This is a genomic window from Gemmatimonadaceae bacterium, from assembly GCA_036496605.1.
Taxonomy (GTDB): domain Bacteria; phylum Gemmatimonadota; class Gemmatimonadetes; order Gemmatimonadales; family Gemmatimonadaceae; genus AG2.
The window spans coordinates 58,064-72,376 of sequence record DASXKV010000008.1 but is presented as its reverse complement, the minus strand read 5'-3'; the positions used below and the strand labels follow the sequence as shown (position 1 = coordinate 72,376).

Below are 14,313 nucleotides of genomic sequence, written 5' to 3'. Positions count from 1 at the left end.
GACATCAGCCCTCGATTGGCGGCATATCGATACCGGGATAGCCACCGTCGTCGTGTCCCTCGTCCATCGGCAGCACTTCTGACGGCTTCTCCGGACGCGGCGGCTGCTCCTCCGGAATGTTCGTCACCGCAAGCACGATCCGACGATGAATCGGATCGACCTCGAGAACGCGCATTTCGAGGTTCATCGTCTCGTACACAACGTCCGTGGGATTGCTCACCACTTTGCCCGATGGACTCAGCTGCGAGATCGGAACGAATCCTTCGATGTCATTGCCGATGTCGACGACGACACCCTTGTCCATCAAGCGCACGACCTTGCCACTGAGATCGGTACCTACCGGATACGACTCGCCGATGCGAAGCCACGGATCTTCCTCAGCCTGCTTGAGGCCGAGCGAGATGCGCTTGTTTTCGGAATCGATGTTGAGAATCACCACATCGACCGCATCGCCCTTCTTCACGACCTCGGATGGATGCTGAACGCGCTTCGTCCAGCTCATGTCCGAGATATGGATGAGACCATCGATCCCCGGCTCGATCTCAACAAATGCTCCGAAGCTCGTGAGATTGCGGACCTTCCCATTGATGCGAGTCCCAACGGGATATTTCAGCGGCAGGACCATCCAAGGATCCTGCTCGGTCTGTTTCATACCGAGCGAGATCTTCTCTTCGTTCGGATCGACTTTGAGCACGACCGCTTCGATGCTCTCGCCAATCGACACGAGCTTCGACGGATGACGCACGTTGCGCGTCCAGCTCATCTCGCTGATATGAACGAGGCCCTCGATTCCGGGCTCGAGCTCGATGAACGCTCCGTAGTTCGTGATCGAGACGACTTTGCCGGTTACGCGTGTACCGACGGGGTACTTTTCGGCCACGTCCTTCCATGGATAGCTCTGGAGCTGCTTCAGTCCGAGTGAAATGCGCTCGCGCGTCCAGTCGATGTCGAGGACTTTGACCTCGAGCTCAGCGCCAATCGTGACGAGCTCCGACGGATGCGAGATGCGGCCCCACGACATGTCTGTGATGTGAAGGAGCCCGTCGACGCCGCCGAGATCGATGAACGCACCGAAGTCGGTGATGTTCTTCACGATGCCTTTGCGCACCTGATCTTTCTGAAGCTCCTTCATGAGCTTCTCTCTCTTGCCAGCACGCTCGTTCTCGAGAATGACGCGGCGCGAGACGACGATGTTGCGACGGCGCTTGTTGAGCTTGATGATCTTGAACTCGAACTTCTGACCGAGGAGCTCGTCGATATTTGGAACACGGCGCAGAGCGATCTGGGAGCCCGGCAGGAATGCGTCGACGCCCATCAGATCTACGACAACGCCACCTTTGATCTTCTTCACGAGCGTTCCTTCAACAGGCTGATCGTTCTCATACGCGAGTCGGATCTTCTCCCACACGCGCATGAAATCGGCTTTTTTCTTCGAGAGGACGACGGCACCTTCCTGATCCTCGAGGTGCTCGAGCAGGACTTCGACTTCATCGCCTGGCTTGATCGGCTCGAGATCCTTGAACTCCTCGCGCGCGATCGTGCCCTCGGACTTGAAGCCGATGTCCAGGACGACGGTCGTGTCGTTGACCGACTGAACGCGAGCCTTGACGATCTCGCCTTCGTCGATCGACGCCATGGAGCCCTGATAGAGCTCCATCATCCGCTCATAATCGGCGGACGTGTACTCGTCTTCGTCGTAGAGTTCTGGACGGCGGTTGGCAAGCGGACGAAGCTGGCCACGGACTGCGTCGCGTCGCTCACGCTCCGACAGCGTGCCGGTTGCGGGGGTTTCGGTTTCCAGTTCGGACATACCTTGAGAAGGTCTCCTAGAGAATTCGCGGACCATAGACTCGCCGCGACGAGAGTTGAGAGTGCTATAAATCTCCGTCCCGACTGAGGGACGGACCAGGTGAGCCATCTAAGCTAACTCGCACCGGATCCATCGTCAACCGCCGAAGTCGTGACATCACGCTGAGTTACAGCCTTCACCAGCGCCACGATCCGCTCCACTTGCTCCTCTTGCGTGAGGAAGGTCGTGTCGATGAGGATCGCGTCCTTGGCCTGAACGGTTTGCGTGGCGTCCCGAGCGTCCCGCTGCACGAGGCGGCCAGTCTCCTCCGCGATGTCGTCGTCCGTCGGGCTGCGTCCGAGCTGCTGCACCAATCTTCGCCGAGCCCGCTCCCACGGGTCAGCCACGAGAAAGACCTTCACGGTCGCGTCCGGGAAGACGGCGGTCCCCATGTCTCGGCCGTCGACGACGACGTCGTCCTCGCGCGCCGCCTCGCGTACGCGCTCGTTCACCCAAGCGCGCACCCGTGCCATCGACGCGACGCGGGAGACATGCCGCGTCACCTCGATTCCGCGAAGCTCCTCGTCGACATTTTCGCCGTCGATCAGTGGCGAGAGCGACGTACCGCGCGGAACGAGGCGGACCGAGCGCGCCGATTCACAGACCTGGTCCTCGGACCAATCGTCCTCGCTCGTGCCGCGCCGCAGCTGCGCTGCCGTTGCCGCCCGGTACAGTGCGCCTGAGTCGACGTGCCGGAACGAGAGGCGCTGCGCGACCCATTGTGCCGTCGATGACTTTCCCGATGCGGCAGGGCCATCGATGGCGACGACGATACGCCGCGGCGACGTCATCGAATGGCAGTCGTTAGGTCAGACCAGAAACGTGGATACGACACGGCGACGCAGTTCCGATCGTCGATTGCGATTTCGTTGCCCGGCATCGCCCCGAGGACACCGAACGACATCGCCAACCGATGATCGCCGTGCGTCCTGATCGATCCCCGCAGCGACTTGCGCGAGCCAACGATGCGCATCCCGTCATCCAGCTCGGTCGCCTCGGCGCCAATCGCGCGCAAGTTGGCGACGACTGCAGCGATGCGGTCGCTCTCCTTGACGCGCAGCTCGGCGGCCCCCGTGATCACCGTTTGGCCCTCGGCGCGCGTCGCCAGGCACGCGAGCAGTGGCAGCTCGTCGATCATGGACGGCACGATCTCCGCACCGACGTGAACGCCCCGCAGCGCGCCGGGCCTAACGACCACGGGCGAGATCCACTCGCCGCCACTCAGATGATCGCGCGCGAAATCCACCGACGCGCCCATGTTCCGCAGCGTCTCGAGAAAACCCGTCCGCGTTTCGTTCACGCAGACGTCCTCGAGCGTGAGGCTCCCTCCGTCGGCGAGAGCGGCGAGCCCCGCGAAGAATGCCGCCGAGGACGGGTCGGCTGGCACGATGGTGTCGAGCGCGGTGATGCAGCCGTGAGCCGGCGCGAGCTCGACGCGAGTGCCGTGCCTAACGATATTCACCCCGCGCGCGCCGAGCATGCGCTCGGTGTGATCGCGGGTGGGCGCCGGCTCGTCGACGACCGCGCGTACGCCGCCGACGAGTCCGGCGAGGAGAATGGCGCTCTTCACCTGTGCGCTGGCGACTTCACTCTGCCACTCGAGGTCTTTGAGCGCGCCGCCGTACACGACCATGGGCAGACCGCCGTGCGGAGGCAGCTCGAAGCGCGCGCCCATTGCCTCGAGCGGTTTCGCGACGCGTCGCATCGGCCGCCTGCTGAGGCTCGCATCACCGATGAACGTCGCCGTGACCGGCATCCCAGCGACGATGCCCGCCATGAGGCGTGTCGTCGTGCCACTGTTCCCGCAATCGAGTTCGGTCACCGGGGCACGAAGCCCACGTAATCCCACGCCCGCGACAGTGAGATCCGGCGAGAGCTCGGGGATCTGCGCGCCGAGGGCCCGCAGCACTCCCGCCGTCGACCGGACGTCGTCCGATTCGAGAATGCCGGTGATACGCGAGCGGCCATCGCCTAACGCGGCAAGCATCAGCGATCGATGCGAGATCGACTTGTCGCCAGGTACGCGGAGGGTTCCTTCCACTCTCACGTCAGCTCTCCGTGTTCGAGCGTCGCGCGCCACTGTTGTCCACGTGTCCACAGCTCCCGCAACAGGGGCCAGTCCCGTTCCTCGAGCGCGATGCGCAGACGATGGACGTTGCCCTCCAGAGCGCGGAGCGCGTCGACGGTCGCCGTCGGCGCCCGCTCGAGTAGCGGTTGCCACATCTCGAGTGAGCTCATCGCGAGTCGCGTGGCGTCCCGCGCCCCCGGTCCCGGGTTCACCCGGTGCTCGTCAGGCGCCTGCTCCAGAATGTCGGCGAGCGTCGCGCCAAGTGCCGTGGACGCCAGCTGTGGCAGGTGGCTGATCCGCGACATCGCATCGTCGTGCGCCGCCGCGGTGGCGTACTCGATGCGCCGGGCACCAGCCATGCTCCAGAAAAATTCAGCGGCCTCTCGTTGCCGCGCATCCGCACGCTGCTCGACAAAAACGGTCGCGTCGCGAAAGAGATCGGCGCGTGCGCCCGCGAAACCGGTCGTGTGGCTTCCAGCCAAGGGGTGCGTGCCAATGAGTCTCGCCGCAATCTCCGGCAGCGCCTGCAACGCTTCGGAACGCTGCAAACTGCCGGCGTGAAGCATCGTCGCGCTCTGCGGCGCGGCACCCATCACGTGACCGGCGACCGCCGAAATGCGATCGAGCGGCACCGCGATCAGAACGAGTCCCACGTCTCGCACCGCACCATCGACCGTCGGTGACACCGCGACACCCGCGTGCTCTGCCTCGGCCCTGTCCGACACGCTTGTGCTGAAACCGCGAACTGCCGTCCCGCGATCCCGAAGTCGTAAGGCGACCGAACCTCCAATGACGCCGAGGCCGATGATGGCAACCTCCGCGTCGGGTGGCCGAGAGATCATCGCAGCCATTCTTCGAGGGTGGTCGCGAGATCCGTCTGTTCGTCACGGTATTTCACGATGACGGGCGTCTGAAGGGACAACCCTTCGCGCGCGGCCCATTCGCCGCGGATCTGACGCGCACCGGGAACGACGACGGCGCCCGCTGGTATCTCGAGCGCTTGATGCGCGTCCCCGCGATACACCGTTTCACGCACGAGGTCGAACACCGGTGTTCCGCGTGTGAGAATCACGCCGGCGGCCAGCACCGCACGCTCACGAACGATCGTGCCCTCATAAACGCCACAATTGCCGCCGACGAGGACATCGTCTTCGATCACGACCGGTGTTGCGCTCACCGGCTCGAGGACGCCGCCGATCTGTGCCGCCGCACTCAAGTGAACGCGTTCGCCGATCTGCGCGCATGAACCAACCAGTGCGTGCGAATCGACCATCGTGTTCTTGCCAACGTACGCACCGACGTTGACGTACATCGGCGGCATACACACGACGCCAGGCGCGAGGTACGCTCCGCGGCGAATCGACGAGCCGCCGGGCACGATGCGTACGCCGTCCGTGAGATCGAAGCCGTGCGGCGGATACGTATGCTTGTCGAAGAAGAAGAAACGCGCCGGCGCGCCTCGGTCGTCGTAGCTCGTCATGTCGATGACTTGTCCGATGCGGAAGCCGAGCAGGATGCCTTGCTTCACCCAGGACACCGCGTGCCACGCGCCCTGGTCGCTTCGCTCGGCGGCGCGCACGTCACCCGCCTCGAGCGCCCGCAGCAGCGCGTCGACGACCTCCTCGGCGTCGTTAGGCATTGCGCCGGAGCTCGAGACGGCGCTCAGCTCGGCGATGCGACGAGCGAGCAGGTCGTGGCTCGTTGATGCTTTGCTCACATCGCGACTCCCGCCGCCGCGAGCGCTCCACGAACGCTCCCCGCATGCTTCTCGTCCATCGGCACGAGCGGCAGACGCAGCACATTTTCGATCTTTCGCATCATCGCGAGCGCCGCCTTCACCGGCAACGGATTCGACTCGACGAACGCCGCCCGCATCCACGGGAGCAAACGAAAATGTCGTTCGCGCGCGTCGGCGATGTTACCCACGAGCATGCATTCACACAGCTCGCGCATCAGACGGGGCGTGGCGTTGGAGACGACCGAGACGATGCCGTCGCCGCCGGCCGCCATCACGGCAAGGGTCATCTCGTCGTCGCCCGAGAGGACGCTGAATCCCGGCGGCCGATCGCGAAGAATGTCCGTGATCTGTCCAAGATTGCCGGACGCTTCCTTCACCGCGACGATCCCAGGCGTCGCCGCGAGCGCGAGCGTCGTCTTTGCCTCGACATTGCTCCCCGTGCGACCGGGTATGTTGTACACGACGATCGGGAGATCGACGGCGTCGGCAATGGCACGATAATGCGCAACGATTCCACGTTGCGGCGGCTTGTTGTACATCGGCGACGTGTGCAGGAGGTGGCTCGCACCGGCTGCCTTCGCTCCCTTGGAGAGAGCGATCGCGCGCTGCGTATCGTTCGATGCCGCTCCAGCGATGATCGGGACACGGCCTCTCGCCACCTCGACCACGATCTCGATCACACGTCGTTGTTCATCGGGCGTCATCGTTGCCGCTTCGCCCGTGCTGCCGCAGGGTACGAGGAAATGTACGCCTTCGGCGAGCTGCCAGTCGACAAGCGACCGCAGCGCCCGCTCGTCGATCGAGCCGTCGCGCGCAAAGGGCGTTACGAGCGCCGTCCCACAGCCTGTCAGTCGCGTCGTCATGTTTCTCCCGCGCGCGAGTGTCCGCCGTCGAGCACGTCACGCATCGTGAACACGCCCGTTCGCCCGATGAGCCAGGCCGCCGCAACCAGGGCGCCCTCGGCGAACACTCGCCGGTCGCGCGCGACGTGTGCCAGCGTCACGGTTTCGAACGGAGCGTCGAACACAAGCTCGTGCGTGCCCGGCACCGATCCGATCCGAATGCTCGTGATTGGAATTTCTCGCGGCCAGGTGCGAGCGGCCGCCGCGCGCAGCGTGATCGCGGTGCCAGACGGCGCATCCTTCTTTGCCGCGTGATGCGTTTCGACGAGGTGCGCGTCGAAGCCTGCGACGCTACTCAGCAAACGCGAAGCGACCGCGACGATCTGCTCGAACGCGTTGACGCCGAGTGAAAAGTTCGCCGCGGTGAGGAGCGCGCCCCCACGCTGCGCGACCCACTCCGAGAGCGCCGGGAGCTCGCCGAACCAGCCCGTTGTGCCGACCACGATCGGACATCGAGCCGCGACCGCCGCTCGAATATTCGCCCCTGCCGCCTTCGGCGTCGTAAACTCGATCGCGACGTCGGCACTCTTCAGTAAAGCGCGAGTCACCCCGGCGCCATCGCGATTCGTGTCGGCGCCGATTCGGGCGACGACCTCCCAACCGCGCTCAGACGCGAGCTGCTCGATCACGCGGCCCATCTTTCCCATACCGATGAGCGCCAGCTTGCGGCGTGCGTTCATGCCGACGCGGCCTCGCCGAAAAACTCATCGTGGAGACGTCGCATCACCGGCGTGACCTGCTCCGCGTCAACGACGATCGTGAGATTGATGCCGGTGGCACTCAATGAGAGCATGTGAATCGGCGTATCGTGCACGGCCTGGAGCGCCCGCGCCATATGCGCGCCTCCTGCGCTCAGCTCGGCGCCGACCACGGCGACGATTCCGCGATTGCGTTCGATCGCGACGTCACCGAGCTCGCGCAAATCGGGAAGCAGCGCGTCGAGTCGTGAGGCATCATCGATGGTGAGGGACACGGAGACCTCCGACGTGGCGACGACATCCACCGATGTGCGATGACGATGAAAGACATCGAACGTCGTGCGCAGAAAGCCTTCCGTGAGAAGCATTCGTGGCGTGCGCAGCCTGATGAGAGTGACGCCGCTCTTGCCCGCGATTGCCGTCACCGGCCGCCGCGGAGCATCGAAGGTGATGAGCGTCCCCTTCCCTTCGGGCCGACGCGAGTTCAGGACGAAGACCGGAATGCCGAGCCGCACGGCGGGATAAATCGTCATCGGGTGCAGCACTTTCGCGCCGAACGAAGCGAGCTCGGATGCCTCGTCGAAGCCGACACGATCGAGCAATCGCGCGCCTTCGACGACGCGCGGATCGGCCGTGAGCATGCCGTCGACGTCGGTCCAGATCTCGATCGCCTCGACCTGGAGCGCGGCGCCGACGAGTGCCGCGCTGTAGTCGGATCCGCCCCGACCCAGGGTCGTCGTTAGGTGACGCGTCGTCGATCCGATGAACCCACCCATCACCGGCACGCGCCCATCACGCGCGAGCGGCGCGAGGAGGCGCTGCGACGTTTCGCCGATCGCGTCGACATCGGGCTCGGCGCGCGTGAAGGCATCGTCGGTGATCATGATCTCCCGGGCGTCGACGTGTTCCGCCGGCACGCCACACTGGCGGAAGGCAGCGACGACAAGCTGAGACGACAGCTGTTCGCCGTATGCGGCGATTGCATCGAGGCTTCTTGGCGTCACGTCGCCTAACGTATTGAGTGCTTCGGTGAGATGCGCGAGCTCGTCGATCATCACGCTCATCTCTCCGCAGACCTCCGCGCACTCAGTCGTGTCGCCGAGCAGGCGCTCCGCCTCCTCCATGTGACGATCGCGCAATCCCTCGATGCTTCGAATCGCGCCAATCAGCTGGCCACGCGACGATTGCTCGGCGATTGCGAGAAGCGCATTCGTCACGCCCGCCATGGCCGACACGACGACGATGGGTTGACGTTCACGCCGCGAAACGACGATCGACGCGGCGCGTCGAATCGCCTCCGCATCTCCGACCGAGGTGCCGCCGAACTTGACGACGAGCACCGCGTCACCGCGGCAGCAAGCCGCAGTTCACCATTAGCTCGGCGTTCAACACCGACGCACCAGCGGCGCCGCGAACGACGTTATCGCCCGTCGCAACCAGCTTGACGTCGAATAGCGTATCCGGTCGTATACGACCAACGGTGACGGTCATGCCGTTACCTCGCATCACGTCGCGTCGTGGCTGCGGGCGATCCGGGAGATCACTCACCTCGACCGCCGCCTCTGGCGAGGAAGGGAGACCACGCGCCTCGGGCGCGCCTTGCCATTGACGAATCGCATCCTCGACTTCCTGCGCACTCGCGCGCTCGCGCAATCGCACGGAGACGCAAACCGTGTGGCCCGTCTCGACGGGAACGCGATTGCAGTGTGCGCTCACGGTCATCGGCGCGAGGTCGATCTCATCGCTCGCAGCGGTGCCGAGGAACTTCCGCACTTCGCTTTCGAGCTTGTCCTCCTCGTCGTTGATGAAAGGAATCACGTTTCCGAGAATGTCCAACGACGGCACGCCGGGATAGCCCGCGCCCGACACCGCCTGCATCGTCGAAACGAAAACCTCGCTGATTCCAAAACGCTCATGAATGGGCGCGAGCGCAAGCGTCGTCACGATTGCAGAACAGTTGCCGTTCGCGATGATGGCACCGCTCCACTTTCGCTGCCGTCGTTGCGACTGGAGCACCCGAAGGTGCCCTGGATTCACCTCGGCAATGACGAGTGGCACGTCTGGCGCCATGCGGTGGTTCTTCGCATTCGTCAAGACCGTCTTGCCCGCCCGCGCGAATGCCATCTCGGCGTCGCCGGCGACGCTCGAGTCGAGCGCCGAAAATACGATGTCGGAGGACACCGCTGAGGGATCGCAAGCGACGATCGTCTTACCCGCAAGGCTCCTGGGCATCTGCCCCGGCGTTACCCAACGCACCGCCTCGCCGTACGCGCGTCCTGCAGACCGCTCGGATGCCGCCAGCTCCGCGATCTCGAACCACGGATGGTTCTCGAGAAGCCGGACGAACCTCTGTCCGACAGCACCTGTCGCACCAAGGACGGCGACGCGGCGTCGTTCGCCACTGCCATCACGGTGTCGAGAGCTTGATGGGGCCATAATCAACTCGCGAGGAGGGATCTGACGATCCGATCGTACGAGTCCACGGCCGCGCGGAGCTCGCGGACGTCGACGTACTCGTCAGGCGTATGCGCAACGTGAATGGAACCGGGTCCGAAGAGTAGCGGCGTTCCCCATCGGCTGAGGAGCGGTATGTCCGTTGTATAGGCGACGGGAGCGACATCGAAGCCACTGATAGTATGAAAATGCTGTGCGGGGATAAATGAGCCCCACTCCAGCTCCGCCGTTCCGCGTGACCACTCGACGAGCATCTCGCGCAGCGGCTCGACCGGTCCAACCAGACGAAACATCACCTCCGACTCGCACAGGGCAGGGACGATATTTGCCTCCGTGCCGCCACGAATCGTTCCGATGTTCACCGTCGTGTCGCCCAGCACAGAGTCGGTCGGTAATGAGAGATTATGAATCGTCGGCAACAACGCCAGCATTGGCTCGATCGCCGAGCGCCCGAGATGTGCGTACGCCGAATGCGCGGGCTTGCCACGGATGCGCACCGTTACACGCTGCGAGCCCTTCGCGCCGCTCGCAAGCTTGCTCTCCGTCGGCTCGCCGTTGACGAGAAAGCGGCTCGTCGCCGGAAGCCGATTGGCGGTTCGGGCGCCGTCGGACCCCTTCTCCTCACCAACGACGAACAAGAGGTCGACGCGTTCCTCCCCGCTCTGGGCGAGTCGATCGGCGGCGCTCAGCATCGCGGCCGCAATTCCCTTTGCGTCCGCCGCGCCACGGCCGGTGAGGCGATCACCCTGGAGCCGCGGCGGAAGATATGGCGGTACGGTATCGAGGTGCGTCGACAGGGTGACGCCGCGCCCACCGCGAGTGGCCCAGACGTTGGCTCGACCACGGGTGACTTCCTGAAGATTCACATTCCAGCCGCGTGCAATCAGCCAACGCGCCACGAAATCGATCGCGCCACTTTCGGCGCCGGTCGATGAATCGATTGCCAGAAGCTCCGCCGCGAGCGCCACGACGTCAGTCATGACGCAAAAGCTAGCAGAGCCAAATCAACGGAGGCAGTAGTATTTCGCTATTCGGGACCGCTATGGCTCTCCAACATCAGCCTTCGCTACGTCAGAAGCACCGCTCACGGTGCGCCCACGTCGTGGGACCGCGTCGTCGACGATGCAATGACGTGCTCCGCGCCACGTGCATTTTCCACGAACATCTGTTGCACGAGATGATTCGCTTCATTGACGTAGTCATCGTGATGCCGCTCACCAACGGCGCCGAGATCGGCGAGCTGTTGAATGCCGAGCTGTCGACCGCCATCACGGAACGTTTTGAAGGTGTCTTCCGCCTGACGAGCCATCACGATATCGCCAACGAGGCGCGCGTAATCGCTCTGGCGCGGAGCATCTGCCAACTCTCTCGCCATTCCGAATGCCGTTCCAGCGGCGCGTTTCAGCGCGCCGCCAATGTTGTCGAGCGGACTCCCCTGTCCAACCGGAGCGGCGATGGCCCGCTGGAAATCGTCGAGCATGCGCTGATGCTCGCGCATCCGCGGAATGTGGCGCGCACAGAGATCTCGAAAGCGTGCATCCTGGGCTTGCGACTCGTGATCGACGACGGCGCGAAGAAACGCGTCATGTTGCGCGACGGCGTTGTCGACTTGAGTCCTCAGAAAATCGATTCCAGTTTCCATCGGTGCGCTCGCTCGAGGGATGTCAGCGCGGTTCGTGCACAAGGCGCGCCAGCCTCGAGGACACCTTACAGCTCGTCGGTAAGGACGCGACGACGGAGATCGAAAAACTCCGCCGGCAGCGCGATGTGATGTTGTATCGCGAGGTCTTCGAGCGCGGTGAGGATTGCCCGCTTGAGCTCGCGTCCCGCTTCGCCGTTAGGCAGTGTGCGCAGAGTTCGCTCGGCGAGCGCTGGCGCCGCCAGATATGTCTCGAGCGAGATACCGATGCTCGGCGCGTTTCGCGTCGTTGCGCCGCGAACGTTCGGGAGGGAGCTGGCGTTCGGAGATAACTCGGAGGTCGCCACCTGAAGCGCGTGGGCCAACCGCTGCCGCAGCGAATCGGTGAGCTCCGCCTTGCCCGTCATCACTCGCCAGATCTGCTGGCGTGAGGTGCTGGCAAAGCGAGCGAGGCGCTGTTTCGAAAGGCCTCGTCCGATGCGAAGCACTTCGATGTGCTTTCCGAGTGGCGTCAGATCGGGGAAGCCGAGGGCGTCTGCCTGTGATCGTTTTCGGCGGGTTGACATTTGTAACACGCCCTCTATAATATGATACCGAACGAACCCCGAACAATACTTACATCTGTAACAGATGATAGGAGTTGCGGTGTCGCGAGTCAACAAATCGGGGCAGAGCAACAAGCGTCAAAAGCGGAAGCCCGATCGCAAGACCGGCGCTCGCGGAGGAAGCAGACCGAGCGATCGCGGGCGCAGCCGCGCCAAACCGAAGCCGGCCGTGGCGAAGAAGCTGGCGGCGCAGTTTCGGGTGAAGGAGCTCAACGCGCAGGAGAAGTGCGGACAGGGTACGTCGGTCGAGCGGTTATTTCGCGTCGATGAGACGGCGGACGGGGCGGCCAAAGCCCACCTCGTCTTTCTGGATCGAAGACACGGATGGTACTGCGAGCACGGCGTCGCATGTCCGGCGGTTGGACAAGCGCAACGGGTTGGAATGGCTGACAGGCAGCACAGTGGACGAACCAACAACGGTGGGATGAGAGCATGATCGCTCGACACGAGACACACATGGAAAAGATGGACATCTGGTCGAAGCTTTCCGCGCCCCTGCCCGCGGGCGTGATCTCCTGGCGGCAGGACGGCAAACCGGTCCTGCGCGATGGGAAATTCGTCGCGCGGTTTGTCGCGTACATCGACGCGAACACGGTTCGCGAGCGGCTGGACGGCGTCGTTCCCGGAGAGTGGGACCTCACGCTCGAGCTGTTACCGACTCTTGCCGGACAGGATGAGAACGGAGAGCAGACCTGCTCCTTCAAGGCGCGTCTGCAGATTCTCGGCGTCATTCGTGAGGACGTGGGAACGGGACGCGATTACAAGTCCGCGGCGACGGATGCGTTCAAGCGCGCCGCGGTACGCTTTGGCATCGCGCACGAGCTCTACGGCTTCGAGCAGAACTGGGTGCAGGTCGACGGCGACGGTCGTTATGCAAAGCCGCTCGATGACCCTGCGGCGGCTTACGCGCGACGCGTGGCGCGCCTCGAGGCACGCGAGCGCCGGCGCGCCGAGCAGACCGAAGAGACGTCGACCGAGTCTGTCCACGTAGAGACAACGTTTCCCGGCCCGGCGACGGGGCCGCTCGCGCTGGACGAACCGAGCTGTCCGAAGTGCGGTGGTCGCATGTGGGACAACCGTCTTTCGAAGCGCAATCCGAAGGCGCCGGATTACAAGTGTCGCAATCGTTCCTGCGACGGCGTGATCTGGCCCGCCAAGGCAGCTCAACGCGCGGATGCCGGAGCGAGCGAGAGCGAGTTCCAGCTCGCGTCGGAGAGTGAGCCGACGAAAACCGAGACGGACACGGTTCCGTTCTGATTCTGGTGAAGGGCGGGAAGCGAGTTCCCGCCCTTTACCGCTCAGAGCGCGCTCAACATTCTCCGTGCGCGTCCGATATTTGGACACGAGGACGACGCCTACGTCCTCCCGTGTCATCGGAGCGCACATGGAGCCTGCCAATATTGCCGTCGCGTCGCAGGACTACGCTGAAGCACGCCGGGTGATGTCCGAGTGTTGGATCTACACCAGTCAGCGCGGGCTACGCGCGATGACGCTACATGGCAACGGCTCCAGCCTCGCGATCGACGGCCAGCGGCTCGCGCGCTGGTGCATTTTCGACGATGCCGTCCCGCGATCGATCATCGCGTATCTCTACAGCGCCGAGAAGCCATCGCCCGAGCTGCGCGATCGCGTTGCCGATCTCGCTCGGGAACGATTTGCCGTCAGCAGTGAGTCGCTCCCAATCCCCGAAATCACGCGAGATGATTTGCGCGTGAGGTAGCGCTGATCTTCGCTGCGTACCATCCGCCGCACTCACAACGGAGGATGGCACCATGAGGACGTCTCTCGCTCTTCAGCTCGCGCTCTCGTCGATCCTGTTGATCCAGGCCGAGAGCCTTCGGGCCCAGATGTCCGACCAGCACCTCGTTCGAGTCGGCTTCGCCGGGGGCGTCGTCGTCCCCACCGCCAACGCGCGCAATGCGTTCAAGACTGGCGTGCAGGGACAGGGCTTTCTGTTGGTGAACCTGGGCGGATTCCCGCTCCGGCTGAATCTGGGCTATCAACATTTCGATCTGGCCCAGGCGCTTCAGGCGTCGCAAACCGGTTCGAGCAACATCCTTGGCGGCGTTGCCGGCACGCAAATCGACCTTGTGCCCGGGCCGGTGCGCCCCTATCTGCTTGCCGGACTTGGCGGTTTCAACGTCATGAACTCGTTGACGGCGCCAAGCGGCCAGTCCACCTCGACGTCGCAATTCAACTTTGGCTTGGACGGTGGAGCGGGTTTGGCGATCAACATCGGGCGCCTCTCCGCGTTCGTCGAGGGACGCGTGCAGAACGTCTACACGCAGCACGGAGCGACGAATCTCAAGTCGATTCAGTCGGTACCGGTGAGCTTCGGGATTCTGTTTTGATCGCACGCG

The 14,313-nt window shown here is 63.9% G+C and carries 16 protein-coding genes; 4 read left to right on the top strand and 12 right to left on the bottom strand.

All coding sequences use genetic code 11. The annotated features are described in order from the left end of the window. Positions 1–4: 4 nt before the first annotated feature. The 12 genes from VGH98_04150 to VGH98_04095 all read right to left on the bottom strand — a co-directional run bounded on the left by VGH98_04150 (position 5) and on the right by VGH98_04095 (position 11,914). Positions 5–1,810: a 30S ribosomal protein S1 gene (locus tag VGH98_04150; GenBank protein HEY2375147.1), complete on the bottom strand. Its 1,806-nt coding sequence runs from the start codon at positions 1,808–1,810 to the stop codon at positions 5–7. Positions 1,811–1,923: 113 nt separating this feature from the next. Continuing rightward, complete coding sequence (gene cmk / locus VGH98_04145) at positions 1,924–2,640, bottom strand: (d)CMP kinase (GenBank protein ID HEY2375146.1); 717 nt, start codon at positions 2,638–2,640, stop codon at positions 1,924–1,926. Beyond that, entirely contained in the window at positions 2,637–3,896 is a 1,260-nt protein-coding gene (gene aroA / locus VGH98_04140) for a 3-phosphoshikimate 1-carboxyvinyltransferase (protein ID HEY2375145.1), read from the bottom strand. The genes cmk and aroA overlap by 4 nt, the downstream gene beginning before the upstream one ends. Beyond that, on the bottom strand, positions 3,893–4,759 hold the full coding sequence (locus VGH98_04135) for a prephenate dehydrogenase (protein HEY2375144.1): 867 nt from the start codon (positions 4,757–4,759) through the stop codon (positions 3,893–3,895). Before VGH98_04135 ends, aroA begins: the two co-directional genes overlap by 4 nt. Further along, positions 4,756–5,634, bottom strand: coding sequence for a 2,3,4,5-tetrahydropyridine-2,6-dicarboxylate N-succinyltransferase (locus VGH98_04130; protein HEY2375143.1), 879 nt, complete (start codon positions 5,632–5,634; stop codon positions 4,756–4,758). The genes VGH98_04135 and VGH98_04130 overlap by 4 nt, the downstream gene beginning before the upstream one ends. Next, positions 5,631–6,518: a 4-hydroxy-tetrahydrodipicolinate synthase gene (dapA, locus tag VGH98_04125; protein ID HEY2375142.1), complete on the bottom strand. Its 888-nt coding sequence runs from the start codon at positions 6,516–6,518 to the stop codon at positions 5,631–5,633. Before dapA ends, VGH98_04130 begins: the two co-directional genes overlap by 4 nt. Beyond that, positions 6,515–7,237, bottom strand: a complete 723-nt coding sequence (locus VGH98_04120; protein ID HEY2375141.1) for a dihydrodipicolinate reductase C-terminal domain-containing protein — start codon at positions 7,235–7,237, stop codon at positions 6,515–6,517. The genes dapA and VGH98_04120 overlap by 4 nt, the downstream gene beginning before the upstream one ends. Beyond that, entirely contained in the window at positions 7,234–8,595 is a 1,362-nt protein-coding gene (gene lysC / locus VGH98_04115) for a lysine-sensitive aspartokinase 3 (protein HEY2375140.1), read from the bottom strand. Before lysC ends, VGH98_04120 begins: the two co-directional genes overlap by 4 nt. A 4-nt stretch (positions 8,596–8,599) precedes the next feature. Further along, positions 8,600–9,691 (bottom strand): aspartate-semialdehyde dehydrogenase, encoded by a 1,092-nt coding sequence (gene asd / locus VGH98_04110; GenBank protein ID HEY2375139.1) that lies wholly within the window; start codon positions 9,689–9,691, stop codon positions 8,600–8,602. Between the two features lie 2 nt (positions 9,692–9,693). Then, the gene (locus VGH98_04105) at positions 9,694–10,689 is read right to left on the bottom strand and encodes a M20/M25/M40 family metallo-hydrolase (GenBank protein HEY2375138.1); all 996 of its coding nucleotides are present in this window, start codon (positions 10,687–10,689) and stop codon (positions 9,694–9,696) included. A gap of 104 nt (positions 10,690–10,793) precedes the next feature. Continuing rightward, entirely contained in the window at positions 10,794–11,351 is a 558-nt protein-coding gene (locus VGH98_04100) for a hypothetical protein (GenBank protein HEY2375137.1), read from the bottom strand. Between the two features lie 65 nt (positions 11,352–11,416). Beyond that, the gene (locus VGH98_04095) at positions 11,417–11,914 is read right to left on the bottom strand and encodes a helix-turn-helix transcriptional regulator (protein HEY2375136.1); all 498 of its coding nucleotides are present in this window, start codon (positions 11,912–11,914) and stop codon (positions 11,417–11,419) included. A 79-nt stretch (positions 11,915–11,993) separates the two neighbouring features. On the opposite strand from VGH98_04095, the gene VGH98_04090 reads away from it, so the two are divergent. The 4 genes from VGH98_04090 (at position 11,994) to VGH98_04075 (ending at position 14,304) form a co-directional block, all read left to right on the top strand. Further along, entirely contained in the window at positions 11,994–12,389 is a 396-nt protein-coding gene (locus VGH98_04090; GenBank protein HEY2375135.1) for a hypothetical protein, read from the top strand. Between the two features lie 20 nt (positions 12,390–12,409). After that, the gene (locus VGH98_04085; protein ID HEY2375134.1) at positions 12,410–13,210 is read left to right on the top strand and encodes a Rad52/Rad22 family DNA repair protein; all 801 of its coding nucleotides are present in this window, start codon (positions 12,410–12,412) and stop codon (positions 13,208–13,210) included. A 127-nt stretch (positions 13,211–13,337) separates the two neighbouring features. Next, the gene (locus tag VGH98_04080) at positions 13,338–13,673 is read left to right on the top strand and encodes a hypothetical protein (protein HEY2375133.1); all 336 of its coding nucleotides are present in this window, start codon (positions 13,338–13,340) and stop codon (positions 13,671–13,673) included. Between the two features lie 52 nt (positions 13,674–13,725). After that, complete coding sequence (locus VGH98_04075) at positions 13,726–14,304, top strand: outer membrane beta-barrel protein (protein HEY2375132.1); 579 nt, start codon at positions 13,726–13,728, stop codon at positions 14,302–14,304. Positions 14,305–14,313: the final 9 nt, after the last annotated feature.

Excerpts from the sequence above, each read along its gene's own strand:
- VGH98_04150 (HEY2375147.1), bottom strand. The coding sequence starts at position 1,810 with ATGTCCGAACTGGAAACCGAAACCCCCGCAACCGGCACGCTGTCGGAG.
- cmk (HEY2375146.1), bottom strand. The coding sequence starts at position 2,640 with ATGACGTCGCCGCGGCGTATCGTCGTCGCCATCGATGGCCCTGCCGCA.
- VGH98_04135 (HEY2375144.1), bottom strand. The coding sequence starts at position 4,759 with ATGATCTCTCGGCCACCCGACGCGGAGGTTGCCATCATCGGCCTCGGC.
- dapA (HEY2375142.1), bottom strand. The coding sequence starts at position 6,518 with ATGACGACGCGACTGACAGGCTGTGGGACGGCGCTCGTAACGCCCTTT.
- VGH98_04120 (HEY2375141.1), bottom strand. The coding sequence starts at position 7,237 with ATGAACGCACGCCGCAAGCTGGCGCTCATCGGTATGGGAAAGATGGGC.
- asd (HEY2375139.1), bottom strand. The coding sequence starts at position 9,691 with ATGGCCCCATCAAGCTCTCGACACCGTGATGGCAGTGGCGAACGACGC.
- VGH98_04105 (HEY2375138.1), bottom strand. The coding sequence starts at position 10,689 with ATGACTGACGTCGTGGCGCTCGCGGCGGAGCTTCTGGCAATCGATTCA.
- VGH98_04100 (HEY2375137.1), bottom strand. The coding sequence starts at position 11,351 with ATGGAAACTGGAATCGATTTTCTGAGGACTCAAGTCGACAACGCCGTC.
- VGH98_04095 (HEY2375136.1), bottom strand. The coding sequence starts at position 11,914 with ATGTCAACCCGCCGAAAACGATCACAGGCAGACGCCCTCGGCTTCCCC.
- VGH98_04085 (HEY2375134.1), top strand. The coding sequence starts at position 12,410 with ATGGAAAAGATGGACATCTGGTCGAAGCTTTCCGCGCCCCTGCCCGCG.
- VGH98_04080 (HEY2375133.1), top strand. The coding sequence starts at position 13,338 with ATGGAGCCTGCCAATATTGCCGTCGCGTCGCAGGACTACGCTGAAGCA.
- VGH98_04075 (HEY2375132.1), top strand. The coding sequence starts at position 13,726 with ATGAGGACGTCTCTCGCTCTTCAGCTCGCGCTCTCGTCGATCCTGTTG.